Origin of the sequence: Rhodoferax potami (assembly GCF_032193805.1) — a bacterium.
Lineage (GTDB): Bacteria > Pseudomonadota > Gammaproteobacteria > Burkholderiales > Burkholderiaceae_C > Allorhodoferax > Allorhodoferax potami_A.
The window spans coordinates 3,612,270-3,636,108 of sequence record NZ_JAVBIK010000001.1 but is presented as its reverse complement, the minus strand read 5'-3'; the positions used below and the strand labels follow the sequence as shown (position 1 = coordinate 3,636,108).

The window sequence follows — 23,839 nt, the reverse complement described above, 5'->3', positions numbered from 1 at the left end:
TTTTAACGCGGCTTGCGGGCCGCTTTAAATGCCGGCTTCGGCGCACCCGTATCGCGCGGGGGCAAACCGGTGTGCTGGGTCAGCAAGCGGCCCTTAACCGGAGCTGCAGCCTTGCCCAAAGGTTGCACCCGCCCCGCAGCTGCCTTGACCGGCGCCACAGTAGAGTTCTTTTTGCGGGCGCTCTGATAGCCGCCATCCACCAGCGGCTGGAAGGTCGGAATCAGGTGGTGCTTGCCATTGCCGATCAGGTCGGAGCGGCCCATGGTCTTGAGCGCCTCGCGCAACAGCGGCCAGTTGTTGGCATCGTGGTAGCGCAAAAACGCCTTGTGCAAACGGCGGCGCTTTTCACCCCGCACAATATCCACGGTCTCTTCTTCGCTCTGGGCTGTGCGATGCACCCGCTTCAGGGTGTTGCGGCCGGAGTGGTACATGGCCGTGGCCGTGGCCATGGGGCTCGGGTAGAAGGTCTGGACCTGGTCGGCACGGAAACCGTTTTTCTTGAGCCAGATGGCCAAGTTCATCATGTCCTCATCGCTGGTGCCGGGGTGGGCGGCGATGAAGTACGGAATCAGATACTGCTTCTTGCCGGCTTCGGCGCTGAACTTCTCAAACAGCTGCTTGAACTTGTCGTAGCTGCCGATGCCCGGCTTCATCATCTTGGTGAGTGGGCCCTGCTCGGTGTGCTCAGGCGCGATCTTCAGATAGCCGCCCACGTGGTGCTGCACCAGCTCTTTCACATACTCCGGGCTCTTCACTGCGAGGTCGTAACGTAAACCGGAGCCGATCAGGATCTTCTTGATGCCCTTGAGCGCACGCGCGCGGCGGTAGATCTTGATCAGCGGGTCGTGGTTGGTCGTCAGGTTGTGGCAGATGCCGGGGTACACGCAGCTGGGCTTGCGGCAGGCAGCTTCGATCTCGGGGCTACGGCAGCCCAAGCGGTACATATTCGCGGTAGGGCCACCGAGGTCAGAAATCGTGCCGGTGAAGCCTTTCACCTTGTCGCGGATATCTTCCACCTCTTTGATGATGGACTCTTCGGAGCGACTCTGGATGATGCGGCCCTCGTGCTCGGTAATAGAACAGAAGGTACAGCCACCAAAACAGCCGCGCATGATGTTCACGCTGAAGCGAATCATCTCCCAGGCCGGGATCTTGGTCGCGCCGTCATGGCTGCCGTTTTCATCGGCATAGGCTGCGTGCGGGCTGCGGGCATATGGCAGGTCGAACACAAAGTCCATCTCCGCGGTGGTGAGCGGGATCGGCGGCGGGTTGATCCACACGTCGCGCGCGGTCACGCCCTCCCCGTGCGCCTGCACCAAGGCGCGGGCATTGCCGGGATTGGTCTCCAGATGCAACACCCGGTTGGCGTGTGCGTAAAGCACCGGGTCGCTTTTGACCTGCTCGTAGCTGGGCAAACGGATCACGGAGCGCTCGCGCGGTGGCACTTTGAGTTTGCCTTTGCCACTCGACAACGCAGGGTTGGCGAAGAAGGTCAACGGGGCAATGGAGGCATTGACTTCGGGTTTAGCGTCTTTTTGGCCTGTAGCGCCCGTAGAATCTGCGCGAGCAGCTCCTGTTTTCATAGCGCCGGCTGCCTCAGCTGCTGCCGCAGTCGCTTGGGCCTCGTCGTCTTTGGCGCAGGTGGCACCGTTTTCGGCAGCCAACTCGCTGGTCGTCATGTAGGGGTTGACGTGGGCCTCAACCCGGCCGGGCTCATCTACCGTGGTCGACGTGATCTCGAACCAGTCTTTGCCGGACTCGTCATCCGGGCGACGCACAAAAGCGGTGCCCCGCACATCGGTGATTTGCTCCACAGGCTCTTTGGCCGCCAGGCGGTGGGCAATCTCCACGATCGCGCGCTCGGCATTACCGTACAACAGCAGGTCGCACTTGGCATCTACGACGATGCTGCGGCGAACCTTGTCGCTCCAGTAGTCGTAATGCGCGATACGGCGCAGGCTGCCTTCAATGCCGCCCAACACGATAGGCGTGTCTTTGAAGGCTTCGCGGCAACGCTGGCTGTAAACAATGGCCGCACGGTCGGGACGCTTACCGCCCACATCGCCCGGGGTGTAAGCGTCGTCACTACGGATTTTGCGGTCTGCTGTGTAGCGGTTGATCATGGAGTCCATGTTGCCGCTGGTCACACCCCAGAACAGATTGGGTCTACCCAAGGCCTTGAAGGCCTCGGCACTGGTCCAGTCAGGCTGGGCAATGATGCCCACCCGGAAACCCTGCGACTCGAGCATCCGGCCGATCACGGCCATGCCGAAACTCGGGTGGTCCACATAAGCATCGCCCGTGACGATGATGATGTCGCAACTGTCCCAACCGAGTTTGTCCATTTCTGCACGGCTCATGGGCAGGAAAGGGGCCGTGCCGAAGCGCGATGCCCAGTACTTGCGGTAGCTGGTGATCGGTTTGGCGGCGCGCGCGAAGAAAGAGACGTCGAGGGGAGCGTTCATGGGAATCCGGGGGATAACCCGTAAGTGTAAGGTTTTGCGCTTCCCAGCGCACTAGGTGGGGCTTCTTCGCCCCACTGGCAATTCCGATTTTGAAGAGCGAGTCTCCAGCGGGACTGTGCGCATTCGGAAATTTCCTTGCGCAACAGCTTCCGAAACCGCCAAAAGCATGTTTTTTACCGGTACAAACCCCCATGCCCCATGAAGGGGCGGCATCAAATTTGCTGTGGTTACCCCGTAGAATGATTTTTTCTTTACCCAACCACCGGCTCTGTCCGGTACATCAAAGGACTTTTCCATGAAGAAACTCCTGCTGGCACTGGCAGCAACCTCCGTTTTGGCCGCCTGCGGCAAAAAAGAAGAAGCCGCTCCCGCAGCACCCGCTGCCCCTGCTTCCGCACCCGTTGCAGCCGCTCCTGCGCCAGAAGTCGGTCCCCTGAAGGTCGCGATCGACCCGACCTACGAACCCTTCACCTTCAAGTCTGCAGACGGCCAGCCTACCGGCTTTGACGTCGATGTCGCCAACGCCCTGTGCGAGCAGATCAAGCGCAAGTGCGAGTTCGTGGAACAAGTCTGGGACAGCATGATCCCCGGCCTGAACGCCAAGAAGTACGACGTCATCATTTCCTCCATGTCCATCACCGATGACCGCCTGAAGGAAGTCGATTTCACCGACAAGTACTACAACACCCCTAGCCGTCTCGTTCTGAAAAAGGGCGTCAAGTTCACCGACGCAGCCTCCATCAAGGGCAAGAAGATCGGTGTTTTGAAGGGCTCCACCCAAGAAAAATACGCCATGGGCGACCTGAAGCCTGCTGGCGTGATCGTGAACTCCTACGAAGCGCAAGACCAGGTGTACCTGGACATCAAGTCCGGCCGTCTGGACGGTACCGTGGCTGACTACATGGAAGTCACCGGTGGCTTCTTGTCCAAGCCTGAAGGCGCGAAGTTCGAGCTGGTTGGCCCTGACTTGAAAATGCCCCAGTACTTCGGTTACGGCGCTGGTATTGCCCTGCGCAAGGGTGAAGACCAACTCAAGGGCGAGTTGAACGAAGCCATCAAGGCGATCCGCGCCAATGGCACTTACAAGGCCCTGAACGACAAGTACTTTGCCAAGTACAACATTGACGTTTACGGCGAATAAATCTTGTAAAACCCACGCATCGGGGCGCAGTAGTGCGCCCCTTTGCGTTCCATGCGCCCACAGGCTTTCATGAATTCTTATTACGTCGCCATATTGCAGGGCTCGGTACTCACGGTTGGAGTTTCGCTGTGTGCCCTGCTGGTGTCCATTGTTCTCGGTCTGCTGGGCGCGGCGGCCAAGCTCTCCGGTCGCCCCGTGCTCGTCGCCATCTCCACGACCTACACCACCGTCATCCGGGGGGTACCGGATCTGGTCGTGATGCTTCTGGTGTTTTACGGTGGCACGATAGGTCTGAACCACTTGCTGGAACTCGCCGGTAGCAAAAAAACCGTCGACATTAATCCCTTTCTGGCCGGCGTACTCACGATCGGATTTATCTACGGCGCCTACATGACCGAAACCTTCCGGGGGGCCATCCTGTCCATTCCCAAAGGCCAAATGGAGGCTGCTTGGGCCTTCGGCATGGGACGCGTCCGCGCTTTTGTGCGCATCACGGCACCGCAAATGGTGCGCTACGCCCTGCCGGGCTTCACCAACAACTGGTTGGTGCTGATCAAGGCCACTGCGCTGGTGAGCCTGATCGGCCTCAAGGAGATGACCTACCTCTCCAAACAGGCCAGCGCTGCGACACGCTCGCCCTTCGAATTTTTCTTGTTCACGGCAGCCTTGTTTTTGATTTACACCAGCATTTCCTTGTTCGTGCTGCGCAAAATTAATGCCCGTTACAGCCTCGGTACCAAGCGAGGTGAGCTATGAAATGGCACGTGATTTTTGAGCCGCAGAACCTGCAGCTCTACCTCACCGGTATTAGCACCACTTTGGGGCTGCTTTTGTCATCCTTGGCCATCGGGGCCGTTTTGGCGTTGATATTCGCGTTGGCACTGACCAGCCGCTGGGCTGTCTTGCGCTGGATCGTCGGCGCCTACACCTACGTGATTCGCGGCACGCCGCTGCTGATTCAGGTGTACTTGATTTATTACGGCTTGGGCCAGCTCGAATGGATTCAGGCACGCTGGGATGACGTCTGGCCTTGGACGCACTTCAAAGAGCCCTTCTTCTGCGCCTTGCTGGCCTTCAGCCTGAACACGGCCGGCTACACCGCAGAGATGTTGGCAGGCGCCATCCGTGAAACAGCTGCAGGCGAGATTGAAGCGGCACAGGCTTACGGCATGAGCCGCTTTCAAGCCATGCGCCGCATTGTGCTGCCCAGTGCGTTGCGCCGCACCCTACCCGCTTATAGCAATGAAGTGGTGATGATGCTTCAGAGCACCAGTCTGGCAAGTGCCGTGCCGAGCATGCTCGATGTCACTGCCGCAGCGAGCCGGATTTACTCTGACTACTACCTGCCCTTTGAGGCCTACCTTGCGGCCGCAGCCATCTATCTGGTAGCGTCGTTCTGCCTGATTGGTTTGTTCCGCTTGGCGGAGAAGCACTTTTTGGCATACCTTGCCCCCCGTAAACACTGACCATCATGCAACGCAAAGACCATCCCCTGCTGTCCAACAGTTTGGGCAGCCTACGCAACCTGAGCAGCTTTCACTACGGTACGCCGGGCCAAGGGCCCAAGGTGTATGTGCAGGCGAGCCTGCACGCGGAAGAGCTGCCCGGCATGTTGGCCGCATTCCATTTGCGTGCCTTGTTGGACCAAGCCGAGGCAGCCGCAGGCTACGCGGCGAAGTCGTTCTGGTGCCTGTGGCCAACCCGATCGGACTGGCGCAGCGCATCGACCACAAACCCATGGGCCGCTTTGAGCTCGACAGCTCGGAGAATTTCAACCGCCATTACCCGGACCTGGCCCGGGCCGTGTACGACACCATCAAACCACTGATGGGTTCAGACCCGACCGCCAACGTGACGGCGGTGCGCAAGGCCATAGGCCGGTTTCTGGACCAGTGGAAACCAGATACCGAGTTGCAAAGCCTGCGCCGCACGCTGCTGCTGCTATCGCATGATGCGGATCATGTGATCGACCTGCATTGCGACTGCGAGGGCGTGATGCACTTTTATACCGAGGAGCCTTGCTGGCCCCAGCTGGAGCCACTCGCGCATTTGCTGCAATCGCGTGCCATCTTGCTGGCGCGCAACTCGGGCAGCGGTCCGTTTGATGAATGCCTGTCCGGCGCATGGTGGCAGCTAGCAGACCGGCTGAAGCAGGATGGTATCGAGGTGCCCTTGCCACAAGGCTGCAACAGCACGACGGTGGAGCTGCGCGGCGAGTCTGACGTGTCCCACGCGTGGGCCAAGGCAGATGCGCAGGCTGTTTTTGACTTTTTGTGCATTGCCGGCGCGGTGCATTCAGCGACACCAGTTCAGGTACCTGCGGCTCTGGCCCAAGCAACCCCTTTGGCGGGCTCCGAAACACTCCATACCCCCTGCCCCGGTGTGGTGGCGTATATCGCTGATGTGGGCCAGACCCTGCAAAAAGGCGACCTTGTCGCCGAAGTCATTAATCCCATCGACAACACCAGCCATCCGATTTACGCTGGCGTGGCCGGCGTGTTTTATGCCCGGGTGCGCGACCGCTACGCCCACGCCGGAGCCGAAATTGGCAAGATTGCCGGTGCCACCGCATTCCGGACGGGCGAACTCCTGGGCGCTTAATTGCCCGATCGCCCTCTACTGAACCTGATACGACTGCTCAGAACATGACCGATAACAAGCCCCTGAAACTCCAGGTTGAGAACATTCACAAACGCTTCGGCGGCAATGAAGTGCTCAAAGGCGTTTCGCTGTCCGCACATGCCGGCGATGTGATCAGCATCATCGGAAGTTCCGGCTCCGGCAAAAGTACTTTTCTGCGCTGCATCAACATGCTGGAAAAACCCAACCAAGGGCGCATCAATGTTGCAGGTGAAGAGCTAGCACTGATTGCCGGCCCGACCGGTGAACTGATGGCCAAAGATGCCAAGCAACTGCAACGCTTGCGCACCAAGTTGGCCATGGTCTTCCAGCACTTCAACCTCTGGGCCCATATGACGGTGCTGGAGAACATCATTGAGGTGCCAGTCCATGTGCTGGGTGTCCCCAAAGATGAGGCGGTCGCAACCGCACAAAAATACCTCGCCAAAGTCGGCTTGACCGGAGTGGAAGATCGCTACCCGGCCCACATGAGCGGGGGCCAGCAACAGCGGGTTGCCATTGCCCGCGCCCTGGCCGTAGAACCCGAGGTGATGTTGTTCGACGAACCGACCAGTGCGCTGGACCCCGAGTTGGTGTCGGAGGTACTCCGGGTCATGAAGAGCCTGGCCGAGGAAGGCCGCACCATGGTGGTGGTGACCCATGAAATGGGCTTTGCGCGTGAGGTTTCCAACCACCTGATCTTTTTGCACAAGGGCTTGATTGAAGAACAGGGGCATCCCGCGCAAGTCCTGACAGCCCCCCGGAGCGAACGACTGGCGCAGTTTCTCTCGGGCAGTTTGAAATAACCCTGCGCGGCTGCAGTTGTGACTTCCAAAGGCAACAACTCCACCCTTTTTGAGCACCTTCCGATAGGTGCTTATCGCGCAGCTTTGGATGGCCGCATTCTCCAAGCCAACAACGCTTTTTTGCGGCTTCACCGTTGCGAAGATGAAGAGGAACTCGGCCAGCTGCTCCAGGCCCGTAGCCTCAACCCTTACGTTCAGCCCCAGCGTCGCAAAGACTTCCTCGATGAGATGCGCAGGCACGGCAAGGTCAAAGACTTTGTGTCGGAAATGTTCCGACTCCAAGGGGGGCAGCGAATCTGGGTGCGCGAACACGCCCACGCCCTCCACGACAAACTGGGGCAGGTCGTTGCCTTTGAAGGCACGATGGAAGACATCACCCGTGAACGTAACGCGCGCTTAGCGCTGCGTAAAAACGAGGTGATGCTGCGCAATGTATTGCAAACCATCCCCGACCAGATATGGGTCAAGGACCTCCAAGGCGTTTATCTTCTGTGCAACGACGCATTTGCCCAGGCACTCGGGGTCCAGGCAGAAGACATCATCGGCACCCGCGATGCCAATTGGGTCGAAGACTCAGCGGCCGAAGCATTCGCGCTGTCCGACCAATGGGCATTAAAAAGCGACAAGACCGTCACGTTTGAAGAAGGTAGCGCCACCAAAATCAACCCGAGCGGCGCCACCTTCGAAGTCCACAAAACACCCATGCGGGATGCGCAAGGCAAGACCATCGGTGTTCTCGGTGTCTCGCGCAACATCCAGGACCGCAAAGACGCAGAAGCCCTGTTGCGCGACACCACCGAGCAACTCGAGCTGGCCATCATGGGGGCAGATCTCGGGCGCTGGGACCATGACCTGCGGCAAGAGCCGGGGTACATGATGGATTTGCGTGCATTCGCCATGCTGGGCTATATGCCGGGCGATGCCCAATCCCCCCGCTCTTTGAGCGAATTCATTCACCCGGACGACTTGGCACCTCTCGGTGTGGCGGTGTTACGGCATCTCAAGGGGCACAGCACCTCTTTCCGGGCGGAGTACCGAGCCCGGCACGCCGATGGTCGCTGGATCTGGCTCAGCAGCCGCGGCAAAGTGGTGCAGACCAGCCAAGACGGCACCCCGCTGCGTATGGTCGGTACCCTGATGGACATCACCGCGCGCAAGCAAACGGAAGACTCGCTGCGCGCCGCCCAGGTCGAATTGCAAGCCACCCTTGATGCGCTGCCCGACCTTTTGTTCGAGATCGGTGAAAAAGGCCATTACCGTGCGGTGCACAGCGGAAACAAAAATGCACTTTTCGTAGAGCCAGACTTTTTGATAGGCCGCAGCATCCAGGAGGTCCTGCCCCAGGAAGCTGCTGCCGCTTGTATGGCCGCGCTGGCCCAAGCTATCCAAAAAGGCCGTTCAAGCGGAGTCCAGTACTACCTTGACCGTCACGGTAGCCGCCAATGGTTTGAGCTCTCAGTGGTTCGCAAGCCCACCGTGACCGACGAAGAAATCCGCTGTATTGCGATTGCGCGCGACATCACCGAGCGCAAAGAAGCGGAGGAAGCGATACGCCATCTGGCATTCCATGACCCCCTGACCGGTTTGCCAAATCGCAGGCTACTGACCGATCGGCTTCATAGTGCAATTGCCTACAGCCAGCGTAGCAAAGAGCACGGGGCCTTGATGTTCATGGACCTGGACCATTTCAAGCGCCTGAACGACTCCCTCGGGCACGACGTGGGCGACCTGCTTCTCCAAGAAGTGGCCCGCCGCTTGCAAAAAAATGTCCGGCAGGTGGACACCATCGCGCGTATCGGCGGTGATGAATTTGTGCTCTTGCTCCAAGACGTCGGGGAAGACGCAACCGCTGCGCGCAAACACGCCTCCATCGTGGCCTTCAAAGTACTGTCGAGCCTCAATGAGCCCTACGAGCTACCCGACACCACGTATCGCACCACGCCGAGTATTGGCGTCTGTCTGTTCTTGGGGGAGACCCACTCCCCGGCAGACCTGCTGAAGAACGCCGACACGGCCATGTATGTTGCCAAGCAAAAAGGGCGCAACAACGTGTGGTTTTACGAAGATACTGCGCCCGACACCCCTACGAGAGCCGCTTAAGCAGGCTCTTGGCACGTCAGAGGCCCCCTACCCTGAGACATTGAACCGTATGTTGAATTTTCTTCCTCCTGCTTTGGTGGGTGTGATCGCCGGGCTCCTCCTGACCATCAACATCCTGTTTTGGGTGCCGATCCTGTTGGTCTTTGCGATCATCAAACTGGTACTTCCTTTCAAGGCTGTACGCCTTCGCATAGACCCCGTCATTCTGTCCATCGCTGAAAACTGGATCAGTGGCAACAGTGGCTGGATGAAGCTGACCCAGCGCACTACTTGGGATGTGCAAGGCCTCGAGGGACTGCGCCCCGACCAGTGGTACATGGTGAGCAGCAACCACCAGAGCTGGGTCGATATTTTTGTGCTGCAGCACCTGCTGAACCGGCGCATTCCTTTGCTCAAGTTCTTTCTCAAGCAACAGCTGATTTGGGTACCGGTGATGGGCCTGGCATGGTGGGCGCTCGAATTCCCGTTCATGCGCCGCCACAGCGAGGCCTATTTGAAAAAGCACCCGGAAATGCGTGGCAAAGACCAGGAAACGACCCGAAAGGCCTGTGAAAAGTTTGCGCTCATCCCCACCAGCGTCATGAACTTCCTGGAGGGCACCCGTATGACGCCGGCCAAACACGCCCAGCAACAATCCCCCTACACCCACTTGCTCAAACCCAAAGCGGGGGGATTGGCCCTCGCGTTACAGGCGATGGGTGACAAATTCCACAGTGTTCTGGATGTGACGATTTATTACCCCGATGGCATTCCCACTTTTGGAGACTTTCTCTGCGGGCGCATGCGCCGCGTGGTGGTGCGCGCTCGGTCTATCGAAATTCCTCCGGAACTGCTCAACGGAAACTACGGTGAGGACGCCGAGTTCCGTGCGGGCTTCTCCGCTTGGGTTGCCCAGTTGTGGCGTACCAAAGACACCGAGTTGGCCCGCTTGAAAGCGGATTTCCAACAATAGGAAAAGGGGCAGCTAGCCCCCTAAAATTCAGCGCATATCGCTATTTATTTGATAGCAAATTTACTCAGCGTTGAGGCGTTTTGCCAGATTCGTCGGACAGCACAATCTCCACGCGGCGGTTGAGCTGTCGATTGGCGGCGGTGTCATTGGAAGCCACAGGATATGACTCGCCATAGCCACGCACGCTGATGCGTTCGCTACCTACGCCCATTTGCAATAGTGCATCACGCACGGTTTGACCGCGACGCTCTGACAGCTGTTGGTTGTAAGGGTCTGCACCAGTACTGTCCGTAAAGCCTTCGACCAGCACATTACGCGTCGGGTTTTGCTGCAGCACTTCGGCCAGCTTTTGCGCGCTGCGCAGGCCGCCGGCGGTGAGGCTGGCTTTATCGCTACCGAAAAGAACATCGCCCAGAGTGATCACCATGCCACGGTCCGTTTTTTTCGCGGCCAGATCGGCGAGTTGGCTCTCTAACAACGCGGTACGGCGGTTGGCATCTGTCGTGGCTTGGCGGGCCGCATCCGTGGCACGCTGCGCATCCATCGCTTGGCGCTCGGCGTTGTTGGCCTGATTGACCTCGTTGGTGCGTTGGGTGAGCTGCAACTGATCGCGCTCCCGGCCGCTTCGAGCCATATCAACCTCGGCCGTTTTTTGTTTGACCACCTCCTGGGTGATCGCAATTTTTTGTCGGGCCACATAGGCCAATTGGTCGACCTTGTCGGAATCAGCGCTTTGCATTGCAGCGAGATTGGCCTCTTGCATCGCGTCACTGGCTTGCTTCATTTCCAGCGGGGCGAAGTTGTTCACATTAGCGTTACGCTGGGCTTGGGCGTAATCGCTACGGGCACTTTCCAGCAAGGAAGTGCTGGTCGGCGCAGAGGCACAGGCACCCAACAAAATAGCAATGGCCCATGCAGCGGGGGTCAGGTAATGGTGTTTCATGGGGGTGTCCTTCGATAGATTTGAAAATTCGGGGTGGGCTTTGTGAGCCGTTTATTTGGCGGCGTTAGCGCGGTCCAACTCGTCGCGCAGTACGCGTATGTCGTCCTGCAGCGCATTGGCAACCGCCTGAGCCTTGGCCGTGTTGGCCTTGCTTTGTGCCAATTTGGCGTCCGCTTGCGCCTGGGTTGCCAGCTCCGAGGCCGCTTGGTAGTCGCGGTCGACCATGGCTTTGTTAGCACGGGTTAGCTTTTCACGGGCTGCCGTCATTTCAGCGGGTGCAAACTGCATCCCATCAGCGCCGGCCGCGTTGCTGACCGCCTCGCGAGACACGGCTATTTGTGCAGTGGCACTGGTTTGCGGCTGGTTGGCGCAGCCCGCGCCGGCTGTTGCAACCAGAGCGGCAATCAGCAGTAGACGGGATGTGGGGTGGAATGTGGGGTGGAATGTCATGGTGTTATCTCCGGTAGACCGGGAGCTCGTGGCCCCGATTGGGTGGTAATGAACAACACTGCAGAAAACGGTGTTGCGATGGATGAAGCTTGATGCCCCAGCACCCCGTTGCGAAGCGGCCAAGACCGCTAGTGCCCGTAGTCCCTCTCCTACGCCATAGGCGTCTGTCAGTGCCCTCCTACATCGCTGCAGCGTCCTTACCGGCAGCATGTCGAGCGATTGGCCGATGCCTCGTATTGCCAGACCGTCGCACACTGAGCGCTGTCAAAAACCCGGCTACTTCAACACCCCTACCTTAGGAAATCCATGAAAACAGAATCCATTACCACCTCTATCCACGATGCAGCGGACCAAGTGGCCCCAATGCTGAACCGTGCGACAAACGAAGCCAACGCGTTAACCCAACGCGGCCTGCACGCCGTGCAGGACAGCGCGCTGCAACTGCGCGAGAACGCAAACCGGACAGGCGAAGCCGCGGTGCGATACATCCAGCAAGAGCCGGTGAAGTCGGTATTGCTGGCTGCTGCAACAGGCGCGGTACTGATGGGCGTGATCAGCCTGCTAAGCCGCTCGCGCAATCATTGAACGTACCTGCGCAACGTTCAGACCCAACATGCTGCACCCGATATTTCATTTAATCGCCAACCAGCCACAGCTCTTGGGCAACCATGCGCAGGCCTACAGTGAACTCATCGGCACCGAGCTTGCCCTCCAAAGCGCCGCTTGGATACGCCGGGCATTGCTCGGTGCGGTCATGCTGGGCCTGCTGTGTGTAGCAGTAGTGCTGGCTGGCGTCGCCATGATGTTCTGGATCACCCAAATGAATGTAATTCCATCGGAGACCTTGTGGGTACTGGCATCGGTACCCGCAGTGCCGGCTGTCATGGCGGCAGTGTGTGGCGTGATCTTGTTGAACGTTCGCACTGAACCGGCATTTGCCGAACTGCGCCGCCAAGCGCAGGCCGATATCGCTTTGCTTCGTAGTCTGCCGACATGAACAACGCCACACTCAGTGCCGTAGAGAAGCTGACCATTTCGCGCGAGCGCCTTCGGGCAGCACTCGCGACAAGCAGCACCAGCGATGCCAGCAGACGCAGCGATGCCGCAAGCTTAGGACTATTTGACGCTTTAAAAACCATCTTGCCTGGCGGCAATATGCTGTGGGATGCAGTCGGCCCGAGCTTGAGGCACTGGTGGGAACAACACCCCTTGCACACCAGCAGCGAATTGGCGGGTGACGTCATCCAAGCTTGGGTGCGTCCGATGGTTCAACGCCACCCGGTAGCTGCCGTGGCCACCGCATTAGCGCTTGGCGCCACCTTGGTATGGGCTCGACCATGGCGCTGGACTTTCAGGCATCCCGTACTCAGCGCACTCGGCCCGTCCCTGCTCACCCGTGGTTTGGCGTCCGAGCTGGTACAAACTTGGCTGGCCACCGCCCTATCGAAGATGACACATGCCCCTGCCCCACCTCAAGCGTCTCATACCGACGCACCACCGGTGCGATCTGATTAGTTGTTACCTGAACTGGCCAAGGCGTTGATAACACTTGCCGGTATTCGGCAAGGCCGCAGGCTTTCAGCGTGCACACAACCGATCCGAATTCTGCCCTTGGCTAGCAACAGGTCGCCCCGAAATGCCTCTTGCACGATCACCATGCTGGCAGCACCGTGCTCTTCGACCTGCACCGTTACGTGCAGCAAATCGTCCAGACGGGCTGGTGCCAGATAGCGGGTTTGCACCTCGGCAACCACAAACATGGCGCCGGTGTCGTCACGCAGGCGCTGCTGCTCCACGCCGGCTGCACGCAACCATTCGGTGCGGGCCCGCTCAAAAAACTTCAGGTAGTTGGCATAAAACACAACGCCGCCCGCGTCGGTGTCTTCCCAATACACCCGGACCGGAAAAGTAAAAGTAATCACAGCGATGCGGCAAGGGCCTCGAGCTGCATGGCAGCGGCACCCCACCCTTGATGAAAGCCCATCGCCTCGTGCTGTTTTTGGTCTGACTCCGTCCAATGCAGGGCACGGGCGATGTAGTGGGTGCCGCCGTCTGCGCTATCTGCAAAGGAGATGTCACCCACCATGAACGGCTTTGCACTGGGAACCCATGCACTCACAAACGCATCGGTGAAAACCAGTTGGCGCCCGGCTTCTACCTTCAAAAAAACACCGGGATTCGGCACCTGCTCCCCGTTGGGGCCCACCATGTGGGTGAAAAACCGGCCGCCGGGGAACAGCTCCATCTCAGCATGGCTAACGCCCCAGGGCTTCGGGCAAAACCACTGGCACAGGAGCTCTGGCTCTGTCCAGCAGCGCCACACCGCAGCGCGGGGCGCGGCCAGGGTACGTTCAAGCAGCAAGGGGTAAGCGGGTGACGAAATCGACATAGCGGACTCCGGAAGTTCTAGCAGCCGGCCGAGTGTAGCCCGCTCCACCGAGGCAAGCCACCCAACAAAAACGGGCCCGAAGGCCCGTTTTGGAAAGCAAACACCGCAGAGGGTTTACTTCTTCTCCATCATGGCTTTGCACTCTGCCTTCATCTTGTCGTCGGCTTTAGCATCCATTTTTTTGCACTCTTCCATTTTCTTGTCGTCTTTCATGGCACCGCCGTGGGAGGCAGCGAAAGAGCCGAAAGAGGCTGTGGCAAGGACAGAAGCAACTACTACGCTAAAAATCTTGTTCATGGTTAGACTCCAATGACAGGTTTAGAACCACCGGAATAGATGGCCTGCTAAATATACGCCACTTATGAAAAATTTACCTAAGCTTATGCATATATCGGTATGGATACGGTCTGCTCTCCTCGCAGGCAGTTTGGTAAGTCAGGTGGCGATTGCAGCCCCCTTTGTCCCGACCTCCGACAATCAGGTGCTGCAAAAGCTGCCGGCTCGTGCGGCAGACCCGGTTGCAAAAGAACTGGCCACCTTGCGCAGCTCCGCAAGCCAGAGCCCCAAAGACCCGGCCACCCAAGCCGCGTTGGTACAGCGCTACGTCGACCTTGCCAATGCGCAGGGTGACCCGCGCTACATCGGCTACGCCGATGCAGTGGTGTCTGCGTTTGCCGGCCCCTGAGCCCCGAATTGCTCACCTTGAAAGGCGTATTGCGCCAGTACCGGCATGATTTTCAAGGGGCCCTGCAGGAATTTGCCCGGGCTCTGACCTTGGACCCCAGCTACGCCCAAGCCCACGCCTGGCGGGGCGCCATTTATCTGGTGCAAGCAGACTACAGCGCCGCCCGCAAAGAATGCACCGCCTTAAAGCAACTCGGCCGCGACGCCCTGCACGGCGCCTGCCTGGGCTTAACCCAAAGCTACTCCGGTGATCTGCCAGCGGGCTACGAGACTTTGCGCCAAGCGCTGGCGCAGGCCCGCTCGACGGCTAGCCAGTTGTGGCTGCTGACAAGAATGGGCGAAGTAGCTGCTTGGCAAGGGCAGACAGCCATCGCCCGGCAGCATTACCAGCAAGCGCTGGCACTGGGTCAGGACGACATTTACTTGCTGGCCGCGTGGTCCGACTTTTTGCTGGACAACGGCCAAGCTGCTGACGTGGTAAAGCTGCTGTCTAGTTGGGAGTCAGCCGACAGCTTGCTGGTCCGCCTTGCTATTGCGGAAACACTGACTGGCAGCCCCAAGGCTGCCGCCCACGTCAAGATGCTGGCCGACCGCTTCGCCGCGGCCCGCGCAAGGGGCGATACCACCCACTTGGCCGAAGAATCACGGTTCGAGCTACAGGTCCGCAAAGATGCGCCCACAGCCCTGCGTTTGGCCCAGGAAAACTATGCGTACCAGCGCGAACCCCGGGATGCACGGGTGTTGCTGGAGGCCGCTGTGGTGGCCCGGCAAGCCCCGGCGGCCCAACCTGTTGTGGACTGGTTGAGCGCCAGTCAATTTGGAGACCTCCGGATGAAGCAACTCGCCAAGGAGCTGAAATGAAGTGGCGCTTGATTCTTGTTTTGCTCTTGAGCCTTGGCTGGCTACCGGCACAGGCCCACAAAGCCAGCGATAGCTATCTGGCACTCAAGGTAGACGGTAGTCAGGTCAGCGGACAGTGGGATATTGCACTGCGCGATATCGACTTTGCCCTCGGACTCGATGCAAATGGGGATGGCGACATCACGTGGGGTGAAGTACGAGCCAAACACGGCGAAATCGACGCCTGGAGCACCAATGCACTTACGGTGGAGCGTGGCGGGCGCTGCCCACTGCGCGTGACCGAGCACTTGATTGATGAGCACACCGATGGCGCTTATGCTGTCATGCGTTTGCAGGGGGAGTGCCCTGCAGCGGATGCCGACGTGTCGGTGAACTACCGGCTGCTGTTTGGTGTGGATGCCCTGCATCGAGGCCTGCTGCGCCTGGATCTGGACGGGGAAACCACCTCCTCCATCTTTTCGCCGGAAACACCCCAGCAGCAGTTCACGCCCAAAGCCCTTTCCAGCCTGCACCAGTTAGGCGGATTTTTGGTACAGGGGGTATGGCATATCTGGATCGGGTTTGACCATATTCTTTTCTTGCTAGCACTGCTTTTGCCTGTGGTGCTGGTGCGGGAGGGAAAGCGCTGGGTGCCGGTCGCCCGCTTCCGGGATGCGGGTCGTGAAGTACTGTGGGTCGTAACCGCCTTCACCATAGCCCACTCGATCACCCTGTCACTCGCGGCTTTGCAGTTGATTGAGTTGCCTTCGCGATGGGTAGAGTCGGTAATTGCACTCTCGGTAGTGTTGGCGGCACTGAATAACATTTACCCGATGGTCGGCGAGCGGCGGTGGGTGGCAGCCTTTGTGTTCGGGCTGATCCACGGCTTTGGCTTTGCGAGTGTGCTGGCAGACTTGGGCCTACCAAGCCATGCCCTGGTCTTAAGCCTGGTCGGGTTCAACGTGGGCGTGGAGCTGGGGCAGCTGGCCATCGTGGCGGTCTTCTTGCCACTCGCCTACGTCATGCGCAAGACGCGCTTTTATAAGCAAGGCGTGTTTATTGGAGGCTCTGTACTCACCTTGTTACTGGCTTTGGTGTGGTTTATCGAGCGGGCTTTTGATATTCAGTGGATGGCAACGTAGGTCACGCCCCCATCCACACCGCATCGGCAATGAGCTTGACCGACACCACAAACAGACTCACCTGCACGATGCGGTAGAACCATTGGTCAGCCAAACGCCGTGTCAGGTAGGCCCCTGCGAGCGCCCCCACCAGCGCAAACGGCACCAGCCACGCGGCGTAATGCAACGATGCCGTCGAATAGGGCCGCAAGTTTTGGTATGGAATGATTTTGGCGGCATTGATCACCGCAAACACAATGGTGGACGTGCCGGCAAACGCCGCCTTGGGCAGCTTCTGCGGCAACATGTACACCTGATACGGCGGCGCCCCCGCATGGGAAATGAAGCTGGTAAACCCCGCCAGAGTCCCCCAGAACCAGCCCTTGGCCAGGTGCGGTGGCTGCGCAACGGTTGCAGTCTGGTCCCGCAACCAGAGGTTGAGACAGAACCCCACGCCTACCAAGCCAATCATCAGCATGATCGCGCGGTCCGACACCATGGAAGCCGTCGCCCAACCGACCCCCACCCCCACGATGCCGGCAGGGATCAAAATCTTCAGATTCGGCCGGCTGAATTCGCGACGGTACAGCCACACACCGGCCATGTCCGAAATCACAAATATGGGCAGCAACAGCAGTGCCGCTTGAACTGGCGACATCGCCATGGACAGGATAGGCACCCCCAACATACCCACCGCAGGCAAGCCGCCCTTGGACGACCCGACCAGAAAAGCCGCCAAGCCGGACAGCAGAAAGAGTGCATCAAACGTCATGCGGCGATCATAGTGGCGCCCCATTCCCGGCGCTAACGGGTGCGCCGCACCCCTAAGCCGCCCACCCGCCTACTTGCCGCCCAGCCCCATGGACCGGGTGATCACTTCTTTCATGATCTCGTTCGTGCCGCCGTAGATGCGCTGCACCCGGGCATCGGCATAGGCGCGGGTGATGGGGTATTCCCACATGTAGCCGTAGCCGCCGAAGAGTTGCACACATTCGTCCATCACCTTGCACTGCAGGTCGGTGGTCCAGTACTTGGCCATGCTGGCAGTGGCCGTGTCGAGCTGGTCTTTGCCGATCAGCTCACAGCACTTGTCCACAAACACGCGAGCCACTTGCACCTGGGTTTGCAGTTCGGCCAGCACATAGCGGGTGTTTTGGAAGCTGGCCACCGGCTGGCCGAACACCTTGCGCTCTTTCACATAGTCCACCGTCCAGTCGATGGCCGCCTGGGACGCTGACACCGCCCCGATGGCAATCTGTAAGCGCTCCCAGGGCAACTGCTCCATCAGGCAAATGAAGCCTTTGTTTTCATAGGCCGCACCGCCCAGCAGGTTCTCGGCGGGTACGCGCACATTGTCAAAAAACAGCTCCGAAGTGTCCTGGGCTTTCATGCCCATTTTCTTGAGGCGCTGGCCCACACTGAAGCCGGGCATGCCGCGCTCCACCAGCAGCAGGCTTGTGCCTTTGCCGCCGGCCGCGGGGTTGGTTTTGGCCACCACCACCACGAGGTCGGCATGCCAGCCATTGGTGATGAAGGTCTTGCTGCCGTTGAGCAGGTAGCTGCCGTCAGGCTGCTGGATAGCGGTGGACTTGATGCCCTGCAAGTCCGAGCCAGCCGCCGGCTCGCTCATGGCAATCGCACCCACCATCTCGCCACTGGCCAGCTTGGGCAGGTACTTGGCTTTTTGCTCAGGCGTGCCGTAGTGCAGGATGTAAGGCGCCACGATTTCGCTGTGAAGCCCGAAGCCGATACCGGTGAAGCCGCCGCGGGCCAGCTCCTCCATCTGGATCACCGAATACAGCTTGTCCGCCTCGGAGCCGCCGTATTCCTCCGGCATGGTCATACACAAAAAGCCGTTCTCGCCGGCCTTGTTCCACACCTCGCGGGCGACATAGCCCTGCTCCTCCCAGTCTGCATGAAAGGGGGCGATTTCCTTTTCCATGAAGCGGCGAAAGCTGTCGCGGAAAGATTCGTGGTCCGGGGTAAACAGGGTGCGTTCGATCATGGTGTCTCCTAAGGGAAAGTCATTAGTTATTTTTACAAAGCGTTTGCTTGGTAAAAACAATATACTGCAAAACAGCTTGCAAGCGCCAGCGTGCGCACCCGAATTCCCCTGACAACACCGGAGACCCCATGACCGAAGCCTATGTGTTTGACGCCATCCGCACACCCCGTGGCAAGGGCAAGAAAGACGGCAGCCTGTATGAAGTCAAACCCGTCACCCTGCTCGCAGGGCTGCTCACCGACCTGCAACAGCGCCACCAGTTCGACACCGCGCAGGTGGACGATGTCGTCATGGGCGTGGTGTCCCCGGTAGGTGACCAGGGCGCTGTGCTGCCCAAAGTGGCTGCGCTGAAAGCCGGCTGGGACTTCCAGTGCGCGGGGGTGCAGATCAACCGCTTCTGTGCCTCCGGCCTGGAGGCGGTGAACATGGCTGCGCAAAAAGTGCGCTCCGGCTGGGAAGACCTGGTGGTGGCCGGCGGCGTGGAAAGCATGAGCCGCGTACCTATTGGCTCCGACGGCGGTGCCTGGGCCATGGACCCCGAAACCAACAGCCAGACCTGCTTTGTGCCCCAAGGCATAGGCGCCGACCTGATCGCGACGCTGGAAGGCTTTACCCGCGCTGATGTGGATGCCTATGCGCTGGAATCGCAACGCCGCGCCACTAAGGCACAAGCTGCCGGCTATTTCGACCGCTCAGTCATGCCCGTCAAAGACAGCCTGGGCCAGACCATTCTGGCGCGCGATGAGTTCATCAAACCCGGCACTACGCTCGAAGGCCTGGCCGGCCTCAAACCTGCGTTTGGTGACATGGGCGGCATGGGCTTTGACGCCGTGGCGCTCACCCGCTACCCGCAGGTGGAGCGCATTCACCATGTGCACCACGCCGGCAACTCTTCGGGCATTGTGGATGGTGCTGCCGCGGTGCTCATTGGCAATGAAGCCGCTGCCAAAGCCCACAACCTGGCCCCGCGCGCCCGCATTGTGGCCACGGCCTTGAGCGGCGCAGACCCCACCATCATGCTCACCGGCCCCATGCCCTCCACGCGCAAGGCGCTGGCCAAAGCCGGGCTCACGGTGGACGACATCGACCTGTTTGAAGTGAACGAAGCCTTTGCCGCCGTGGTGATGCGCTTCATGAAAGAGATGAAGGTGCCGCACGACAAGGTCAATGTAAACGGCGGCGCCATTGCCATGGGCCACCCGCTGGGGGCTACGGGCGCCATGATTCTGGGCACGCTGATTGACGAGTTGCACCGCCGCAAATTGCGCTACGGGCTGGCCACCTTGTGTGTGGGCGGCGGCATGGGCATTGCCACCATCGTCGAGAGACTTTGAAGCCTTTTCAGCCTCTAGTGCCCGTTGATATTGCGCGAGAAGCTCCTAAATTTATAGCATTTTCACCCACATCATGAAAACCATCCGCTACTCCCTGGACCACGGTATTGCGACCATCACCTTTGATGAACCGGACTCCCCCGTCAACACCATGTGCCTGCAATGGCAGCAGGACATGGATGCCGTGGCCGCACAGGTGCTGCAGGACAAAGACAGCATCACCGGCATCCTGCTGACGTCAGCAAAAAGCACCTTCTTCGCCGGCGCGGACCTCAAAGCGGCCATGCGCCTGACCCCGGCGGACGCACCGCGCATCTTTGAAGAAATCGAACGGGTGAAGCGTAACTTCCGCACCATTGAGACCCTGGGCAAACCGGTGGTCAGCCTGCTCAATGGCACGGCCTTGGGTGGCGGCTGGGAGGTTGCCTTGGTGGGTCACTACCGCATTGCCGTGGACGACCGCAAAACCCAGTTCGGCCTGCCCGAAGTCACTCTGGGCCTGTTGCCGGGTGCCAGTGGCGTGACCAAGATGACGCGCCACCTGGGGCTGATGGGCGCCCAGCCTTATCTGGTGGAAGGCAAAACCTTCAACCCCACCGAGGCCAAAGGCCTGGGGCTGGTGCACGAGCTGGTAGCGCCCGGCCCCGACGCCGCAGGCGAGATGCGCGCCAAGGCTTTGGCTTGGATTGCCGCCAACCCGACAGCCCAACACCCGTGGGAAGCCAAAGGCTACAAAGTGCCCGGCGGCCTGCCCAGCAGCCCGGCAGTGGCAGGCATGTTGCCGATTGCGCCTGCTGTCATCAAGAAAAACACCCGGGGCCTCTACCCCGCTCCCGAAGCCATCATCGCCTGCATGGTCGAGGGCTTGCAGGTGGACCTCGACACCGCGCTGCGCATTGAAAGCCGGTATCTGGCCAAGCTCATGTCCGGCCCACAGGCCAAGGCCATGATCAACACCTTCTTCTTCAACCTGAATGCCATCAAGAGCGGCCAGAGCCGCCCAGCTGAGGTGCCGCGCTTCAAACCCACCAAGGTGGGCCTGCTGGGCGCCGGCATGATGGGCGCGGGCATTGCCTATAGCCAGGCCAGCAAAGGCATCACCACCGTGCTCAAAGACGTGAGCCAGGAAAAGGCAGACCTCGGCAAGAGCTACAGCGCCAAAATCACTCAAGCGCGTGTGGACAAGGGCCGCATGAAGCCCGAGGCCCAGCAACAGATCCTGGACCTGATCCACCCCACCGGCAGCGTGGCCGACCTGCAAGGCTGCGACTTGATCATCGAAGCCGTATTTGAGAACCGCGAACTCAAAGCCAAGGTCACCCAAGAGGCCGAGCCGCTTTTGGCCCCGGGTGGATTTTTTGCCTCCAACACATCTACCTTGCCGATTACCGGACTGGCCAAAGCCAGCGCCAAACCCGAGAAATTCATTGGCATCCATTTCTTCAGCCCCGTCGACAAGATGAAGCTGGTCGAAATCATCAAAGGCAAAGCCACGGACGATGAGACTGTGGCCCGCGCTTTTGACTACGTGCAAGCACTGGGCAAATTCCCCATCGTGGTGAACGACTCGCGGGGCTTCTTCACCAGCCGCGTGTTCGGTACCTTTGTGATGGAAGGTGCAGCCATGCTCGGCGAAGGCATTCCCGCTGCGGCGATTGAAAACGCGGGCATCCAGGCCGGCATGCCGGTGGGCCCCTTGGCCGTGCTGGACGAAACCGCCCTCACCTTGAGCCTGCACGTGATGGACCAGACCAAAAAAGACTTTGAGGCCGAGGGCAAGGCCTATATCGCCACACCCGGTGAACGCGTGGTCGAGAAAATGGTGAAGCAGCACAACCGCCCCGGCCGCGCCGGTGGTGCGGGCTTTTACGAATACCCCTCTGAGAAAGGTGCCAAGAAGTTCCTCTGGCCCGAACTCAAAGGTCTGTTCGAAAAGCCCGATGTCGCGTGGAACATCACCGACCTCAAAGACCGCCTGCTCTACCGCCAAGCGGTGGAGACAGCGCGCTGCCTGGCCGAGGGCGTGCTGACCAGCGTGCACGATGCCAACATCGGCTCGATCTTCGGCATCGGTTTCCCGGCGTGGACCGGTGGCGCCATGCAGTTCATCTACGGCATGGGCATCGACACATTTGAGGCGCGGGCGGCCGCTTTGGCCACACAATTCGGAGGCGGTTTTGCCTTGAGCGATGATGTGCGGGCCGCCATCCGGCGCTTCCAGCCGGTGTACTGACAACCGTAAAACCACCTACCCATGCTCGCCAAACTGCTGCAACGTTTTTTACTCGCTTTGGTGATTACCGGCGTGGGTCTGGCCATGCTCTGGCATGGAGCTACGGGCGATATGCTCATTGCCACCGTGCTTTTGCCGTGGCTGGCCGTGGTGCTGAGCACGGCCTACACCATGCTGAAAAGCCGTGCCCCGGCGGAACCGGCGGGCGCGTTTTACCGGGCTTGGTGGGGCGAGACCGTTGCCAACTTCCGCACCTTTGTGCTGCGCCAACCCTGGGCTGACAAGCGCCCGCCCCTGCTACCTGCTGACCCGGGCCCCACCCGGGTGCCGGTGTTGCTGGTGCATGGCTACTTGTGCAATCACCGCCTCTGGGACGATGTAGCCCCCCGCCTGCAGGCCCAAGGGCACACCGTGCTGGCGATCAATCTGGAGCCTTTGTTTGTCTCGATCGACCACTATGCGGCCCACATCGAGAAGTCGGTTCAACAGCTGTTGCAGCACAGCGGCCATACACAGGTGGCCTTGGTCGGCCACAGCATGGGCGGCCTGGCGATTCGGGCGTGGATGCGCCAACACGGCAGTGAGCGGGTGGCCCGTGTCCTGACGCTAGGGACGCCCCATGCCGGCACCAAAGCCGCCAAAAAAGCCACGACACCCAATGGCCGCCAAATGCTGTTTGACAGCGCCTGGCTGCAAGGCCTGGCGGAATCTGAAACCCCTGATCGGCGTGCCTTGATCCGGATTGCGCTCACCCCGCAAGACAACATTGTGTTTCCCCAGCGGGCACAGGTCTTGCCCGGTGTGGAGCCGGTCGTGTTCGACGCCATAGGCCATGTGCAAATGGTGAGCACACCTGCCGTGATGGACTGGGTGGCCACCCAGCTCCGCGACTTGCCCGCACAACCCACACCCTCTGAGGCCACCATATGACCGACCTGACTGTCCGCAGAATTCTGATCGACCTCAACACCCCGTTTGCGGTGCGCTGGAATGGGGGCGACGCATTTCGCAGTGCGTTTTTTAATGCGCTGTCCATGAGCTTCCCGCTGGGTGAGCAGTACTTTATGGACTCGGTCCGCGCCGGCCTCAAAACCCTGCCCGAGGACCAGCGTGCACGCTTTGCCACCGAGGTGCAGGGCTTTGTGGGCCAAGAGGCCACCCACCGCCGCATCCACAGCCTGTTCAATGCGCAACTGACCCAGCAGGGTTTTGACAATGCGCTGGAGCGACGCGCCACCCGGCGCTTGGAGGCCAATGCCCACCGCGATGTCCGCATCCATGTGGCGGCCACGGCGGCCACCGAGCATCTGACAGCCATCTTTGCTGATTGGATGCTGAGCCACCCCGAGGCCCTGGAGGGCAGCGAAGAGCGCCTCAAAACCCTGTGGCTCTGGCACAGCGCTGAAGAAAGTGAACACCGCAGTACCGCGTTTGATGTGTACCACGCGATCGGTGGCAACCATGAATGGCGGTTGCGCCTGTTCCGCTACATCACGATCACCTTTTTCAGCGATGTGGCGCGGCAAACCGTGCGCAACCTCTGGCACGACAAGGCCTTGTTCCGCTGGAGCACCTGGCGCAGTGCTGCCAGCTTTTTGTTTGGCACCCGGGGGCTTATAAGCAGCAACCGCGCGCAATGGCGCGAGTATTTGCGCGAAGACTTTCACCCGGGCCAGCAGGATGGCGCCCGATCGGAACAGTGGCTGCGCGACAATAGCGCCCAGTTCACTGTGGTGGGGCAACCCACCTAACCCGCC

Annotated in this window: 26 protein-coding genes; 17 read left to right on the top strand and 9 right to left on the bottom strand. The window is 59.8% G+C overall.

The features are described 5' to 3' along the window. Nucleotides 1-2: 2 nt before the first annotated feature. Complete coding sequence (locus tag RAE19_RS17460) at nt 3-2,465, bottom strand: YgiQ family radical SAM protein (RefSeq protein WP_313876069.1); 2,463 nt, start codon at nt 2,463-2,465, stop codon at nt 3-5. 51 nt (nt 2,466-2,516) lie between these two features. Next, nucleotides 2,517-2,762 carry a hypothetical protein gene (locus RAE19_RS17455; RefSeq protein ID WP_313876068.1) on the bottom strand — a complete coding sequence of 82 codons (246 nt, stop codon included), beginning with the start codon at nt 2,760-2,762 and terminating at the stop codon, nt 2,517-2,519. Here RAE19_RS17455 and RAE19_RS17450 point away from each other — a divergent pair. The 7 genes from RAE19_RS17450 (at nt 2,761) to RAE19_RS17420 (ending at nt 10,083) form a co-directional block, all read left to right on the top strand. Next, nucleotides 2,761-3,606 carry an ABC transporter substrate-binding protein gene (locus RAE19_RS17450; RefSeq protein WP_313876067.1) on the top strand — a complete coding sequence of 282 codons (846 nt, stop codon included), beginning with the start codon at nt 2,761-2,763 and terminating at the stop codon, nt 3,604-3,606. The genes RAE19_RS17455 and RAE19_RS17450 overlap by 2 nt on opposite strands. Nucleotides 3,607-3,675: 69 nt before the next feature. Next, complete coding sequence (locus RAE19_RS17445) at nt 3,676-4,362, top strand: ABC transporter permease (protein ID WP_313876066.1); 687 nt, start codon at nt 3,676-3,678, stop codon at nt 4,360-4,362. Next, nucleotides 4,359-5,072: an ABC transporter permease gene (locus RAE19_RS17440; protein WP_313876065.1), complete on the top strand. Its 714-nt coding sequence runs from the start codon at nt 4,359-4,361 to the stop codon at nt 5,070-5,072. The genes RAE19_RS17445 and RAE19_RS17440 overlap by 4 nt, the downstream gene beginning before the upstream one ends. A 220-nt stretch (nt 5,073-5,292) precedes the next feature. Next, on the top strand, nt 5,293-6,207 hold the full coding sequence (locus RAE19_RS17435) for a succinylglutamate desuccinylase/aspartoacylase family protein (RefSeq protein WP_313876064.1): 915 nt from the start codon (nt 5,293-5,295) through the stop codon (nt 6,205-6,207). Between the two features lie 44 nt (nt 6,208-6,251). Then, the gene (locus RAE19_RS17430; protein WP_313876063.1) at nt 6,252-7,031 is read left to right on the top strand and encodes an ABC transporter ATP-binding protein; all 780 of its coding nucleotides are present in this window, start codon (nt 6,252-6,254) and stop codon (nt 7,029-7,031) included. Nucleotides 7,032-7,049: 18 nt separating this feature from the next. Beyond that, nucleotides 7,050-9,131, top strand: coding sequence for a diguanylate cyclase domain-containing protein (locus tag RAE19_RS17425; RefSeq protein ID WP_313876062.1), 2,082 nt, complete (start codon nt 7,050-7,052; stop codon nt 9,129-9,131). 49 nt (nt 9,132-9,180) lie between these two features. Further along, nucleotides 9,181-10,083 carry an acyltransferase gene (locus RAE19_RS17420; RefSeq protein WP_313876061.1) on the top strand — a complete coding sequence of 301 codons (903 nt, stop codon included), beginning with the start codon at nt 9,181-9,183 and terminating at the stop codon, nt 10,081-10,083. A 64-nt stretch (nt 10,084-10,147) separates the two neighbouring features. Here RAE19_RS17420 and RAE19_RS17415 read toward each other — a convergent pair whose 3' ends face one another. Continuing rightward, nucleotides 10,148-11,026: an OmpA family protein gene (locus tag RAE19_RS17415; RefSeq protein ID WP_313876060.1), complete on the bottom strand. Its 879-nt coding sequence runs from the start codon at nt 11,024-11,026 to the stop codon at nt 10,148-10,150. Between the two features lie 51 nt (nt 11,027-11,077). Beyond that, nucleotides 11,078-11,476 (bottom strand): DUF4398 domain-containing protein, encoded by a 399-nt coding sequence (locus RAE19_RS17410; RefSeq protein WP_313876059.1) that lies wholly within the window; start codon nt 11,474-11,476, stop codon nt 11,078-11,080. Nucleotides 11,477-11,782: 306 nt separating this feature from the next. Here RAE19_RS17410 and RAE19_RS17405 point away from each other — a divergent pair, with 306 nt between their 5' ends. Genes RAE19_RS17405 through RAE19_RS17395 form a run of 3 tightly spaced genes read left to right on the top strand, consistent with a single transcriptional unit; the run spans nt 11,783 to nt 12,991 of the window. Beyond that, nucleotides 11,783-12,061, top strand: coding sequence for a hypothetical protein (locus RAE19_RS17405; RefSeq protein WP_313876058.1), 279 nt, complete (start codon nt 11,783-11,785; stop codon nt 12,059-12,061). Nucleotides 12,062-12,089: 28 nt separating this feature from the next. Continuing rightward, a complete protein-coding gene (locus RAE19_RS17400; RefSeq protein ID WP_313876057.1) occupies nt 12,090-12,473 on the top strand; it encodes a hypothetical protein in 384 nt (127 codons plus the stop codon). Beyond that, complete coding sequence (locus RAE19_RS17395; RefSeq protein ID WP_313876056.1) at nt 12,470-12,991, top strand: hypothetical protein; 522 nt, start codon at nt 12,470-12,472, stop codon at nt 12,989-12,991. The genes RAE19_RS17400 and RAE19_RS17395 overlap by 4 nt, the downstream gene beginning before the upstream one ends. Here the strand turns inward: RAE19_RS17395 and ybgC are convergent. The 3 genes from ybgC to RAE19_RS17380 all read right to left on the bottom strand — a co-directional run bounded on the left by ybgC (nt 12,988) and on the right by RAE19_RS17380 (nt 14,162). Further along, a complete protein-coding gene (ybgC, locus tag RAE19_RS17390) occupies nt 12,988-13,395 on the bottom strand; it encodes a tol-pal system-associated acyl-CoA thioesterase (RefSeq protein WP_313876277.1) in 408 nt (135 codons plus the stop codon). The genes RAE19_RS17395 and ybgC overlap by 4 nt on opposite strands. After that, the gene (locus RAE19_RS17385) at nt 13,395-13,865 is read right to left on the bottom strand and encodes an SRPBCC family protein (RefSeq protein WP_313876055.1); all 471 of its coding nucleotides are present in this window, start codon (nt 13,863-13,865) and stop codon (nt 13,395-13,397) included. Before RAE19_RS17385 ends, ybgC begins: the two co-directional genes overlap by 1 nt. A 114-nt stretch (nt 13,866-13,979) precedes the next feature. Next, nucleotides 13,980-14,162, bottom strand: a complete 183-nt coding sequence (locus RAE19_RS17380; protein WP_313876054.1) for a hypothetical protein — start codon at nt 14,160-14,162, stop codon at nt 13,980-13,982. Nucleotides 14,163-14,226: 64 nt separating this feature from the next. On the opposite strand from RAE19_RS17380, the gene RAE19_RS17375 reads away from it, so the two are divergent. From RAE19_RS17375 to RAE19_RS17365, 3 genes are read left to right on the top strand one after another with little or no spacing between them, the layout of a single operon-like run. After that, the gene (locus tag RAE19_RS17375) at nt 14,227-14,550 is read left to right on the top strand and encodes a hypothetical protein (protein WP_313876053.1); all 324 of its coding nucleotides are present in this window, start codon (nt 14,227-14,229) and stop codon (nt 14,548-14,550) included. Between the two features lie 8 nt (nt 14,551-14,558). Next, on the top strand, nt 14,559-15,410 hold the full coding sequence (locus RAE19_RS17370) for a tetratricopeptide repeat protein (protein WP_313876052.1): 852 nt from the start codon (nt 14,559-14,561) through the stop codon (nt 15,408-15,410). Next, nucleotides 15,407-16,531: a HupE/UreJ family protein gene (locus RAE19_RS17365; protein WP_313876051.1), complete on the top strand. Its 1,125-nt coding sequence runs from the start codon at nt 15,407-15,409 to the stop codon at nt 16,529-16,531. The genes RAE19_RS17370 and RAE19_RS17365 overlap by 4 nt, the downstream gene beginning before the upstream one ends. A 1-nt stretch (nt 16,532) precedes the next feature. Here RAE19_RS17365 and RAE19_RS17360 read toward each other — a convergent pair whose 3' ends face one another. Both RAE19_RS17360 and RAE19_RS17355 read right to left on the bottom strand, forming a co-directional pair. Then, nucleotides 16,533-17,306, bottom strand: a complete 774-nt coding sequence (locus tag RAE19_RS17360) for a sulfite exporter TauE/SafE family protein (RefSeq protein ID WP_313876050.1) — start codon at nt 17,304-17,306, stop codon at nt 16,533-16,535. A gap of 45 nt (nt 17,307-17,351) precedes the next feature. After that, nucleotides 17,352-18,515 carry an acyl-CoA dehydrogenase family protein gene (locus RAE19_RS17355; RefSeq protein WP_313876049.1) on the bottom strand — a complete coding sequence of 388 codons (1,164 nt, stop codon included), beginning with the start codon at nt 18,513-18,515 and terminating at the stop codon, nt 17,352-17,354. A 128-nt stretch (nt 18,516-18,643) separates the two neighbouring features. Here RAE19_RS17355 and RAE19_RS17350 point away from each other — a divergent pair, with 128 nt between their 5' ends. The 4 genes from RAE19_RS17350 (at nt 18,644) to RAE19_RS17335 (ending at nt 23,833) form a co-directional block, all read left to right on the top strand. Further along, a complete protein-coding gene (locus RAE19_RS17350; protein ID WP_313876048.1) occupies nt 18,644-19,849 on the top strand; it encodes an acetyl-CoA C-acetyltransferase in 1,206 nt (401 codons plus the stop codon). A 73-nt stretch (nt 19,850-19,922) separates the two neighbouring features. Then, nucleotides 19,923-22,082: a 3-hydroxyacyl-CoA dehydrogenase NAD-binding domain-containing protein gene (locus RAE19_RS17345; protein WP_313876047.1), complete on the top strand. Its 2,160-nt coding sequence runs from the start codon at nt 19,923-19,925 to the stop codon at nt 22,080-22,082. Between the two features lie 21 nt (nt 22,083-22,103). Continuing rightward, nucleotides 22,104-23,012, top strand: coding sequence for an esterase/lipase family protein (locus RAE19_RS17340; protein WP_313876046.1), 909 nt, complete (start codon nt 22,104-22,106; stop codon nt 23,010-23,012). After that, a complete protein-coding gene (locus RAE19_RS17335; RefSeq protein ID WP_313876045.1) occupies nt 23,009-23,833 on the top strand; it encodes a metal-dependent hydrolase in 825 nt (274 codons plus the stop codon). The genes RAE19_RS17340 and RAE19_RS17335 overlap by 4 nt, the downstream gene beginning before the upstream one ends. Nucleotides 23,834-23,839 lie beyond the last annotated feature (6 nt).

What these genes read in the sequence shown, in the direction of transcription:
- RAE19_RS17460 (WP_313876069.1), bottom strand. Translation starts at nt 2,465, where the DNA reads ATGAACGCTCCCCTCGACGTCTCTTTCTTCGCGCGCGCCGCCAAACCG.
- RAE19_RS17450 (WP_313876067.1), top strand. Translation starts at nt 2,761, where the DNA reads ATGAAGAAACTCCTGCTGGCACTGGCAGCAACCTCCGTTTTGGCCGCC.
- RAE19_RS17455 (WP_313876068.1), bottom strand. Translation starts at nt 2,762, where the DNA reads ATGGAAAAGTCCTTTGATGTACCGGACAGAGCCGGTGGTTGGGTAAAG.
- RAE19_RS17445 (WP_313876066.1), top strand. Translation starts at nt 3,676, where the DNA reads ATGAATTCTTATTACGTCGCCATATTGCAGGGCTCGGTACTCACGGTT.
- RAE19_RS17440 (WP_313876065.1), top strand. Translation starts at nt 4,359, where the DNA reads ATGAAATGGCACGTGATTTTTGAGCCGCAGAACCTGCAGCTCTACCTC.
- RAE19_RS17430 (WP_313876063.1), top strand. Translation starts at nt 6,252, where the DNA reads ATGACCGATAACAAGCCCCTGAAACTCCAGGTTGAGAACATTCACAAA.
- RAE19_RS17420 (WP_313876061.1), top strand. Translation starts at nt 9,181, where the DNA reads ATGTTGAATTTTCTTCCTCCTGCTTTGGTGGGTGTGATCGCCGGGCTC.
- RAE19_RS17415 (WP_313876060.1), bottom strand. Translation starts at nt 11,026, where the DNA reads ATGAAACACCATTACCTGACCCCCGCTGCATGGGCCATTGCTATTTTG.
- RAE19_RS17410 (WP_313876059.1), bottom strand. Translation starts at nt 11,476, where the DNA reads ATGACATTCCACCCCACATTCCACCCCACATCCCGTCTACTGCTGATT.
- RAE19_RS17405 (WP_313876058.1), top strand. Translation starts at nt 11,783, where the DNA reads ATGAAAACAGAATCCATTACCACCTCTATCCACGATGCAGCGGACCAA.
- RAE19_RS17400 (WP_313876057.1), top strand. Translation starts at nt 12,090, where the DNA reads ATGCTGCACCCGATATTTCATTTAATCGCCAACCAGCCACAGCTCTTG.
- RAE19_RS17395 (WP_313876056.1), top strand. Translation starts at nt 12,470, where the DNA reads ATGAACAACGCCACACTCAGTGCCGTAGAGAAGCTGACCATTTCGCGC.
- RAE19_RS17385 (WP_313876055.1), bottom strand. Translation starts at nt 13,865, where the DNA reads ATGTCGATTTCGTCACCCGCTTACCCCTTGCTGCTTGAACGTACCCTG.
- RAE19_RS17380 (WP_313876054.1), bottom strand. Translation starts at nt 14,162, where the DNA reads ATGAACAAGATTTTTAGCGTAGTAGTTGCTTCTGTCCTTGCCACAGCC.
- RAE19_RS17375 (WP_313876053.1), top strand. Translation starts at nt 14,227, where the DNA reads ATGAAAAATTTACCTAAGCTTATGCATATATCGGTATGGATACGGTCT.
- RAE19_RS17365 (WP_313876051.1), top strand. Translation starts at nt 15,407, where the DNA reads ATGAAGTGGCGCTTGATTCTTGTTTTGCTCTTGAGCCTTGGCTGGCTA.
- RAE19_RS17360 (WP_313876050.1), bottom strand. Translation starts at nt 17,306, where the DNA reads ATGGGGCGCCACTATGATCGCCGCATGACGTTTGATGCACTCTTTCTG.
- RAE19_RS17355 (WP_313876049.1), bottom strand. Translation starts at nt 18,515, where the DNA reads ATGATCGAACGCACCCTGTTTACCCCGGACCACGAATCTTTCCGCGAC.
- RAE19_RS17350 (WP_313876048.1), top strand. Translation starts at nt 18,644, where the DNA reads ATGACCGAAGCCTATGTGTTTGACGCCATCCGCACACCCCGTGGCAAG.
- RAE19_RS17345 (WP_313876047.1), top strand. Translation starts at nt 19,923, where the DNA reads ATGAAAACCATCCGCTACTCCCTGGACCACGGTATTGCGACCATCACC.
- RAE19_RS17340 (WP_313876046.1), top strand. Translation starts at nt 22,104, where the DNA reads ATGCTCGCCAAACTGCTGCAACGTTTTTTACTCGCTTTGGTGATTACC.
- RAE19_RS17335 (WP_313876045.1), top strand. Translation starts at nt 23,009, where the DNA reads ATGACCGACCTGACTGTCCGCAGAATTCTGATCGACCTCAACACCCCG.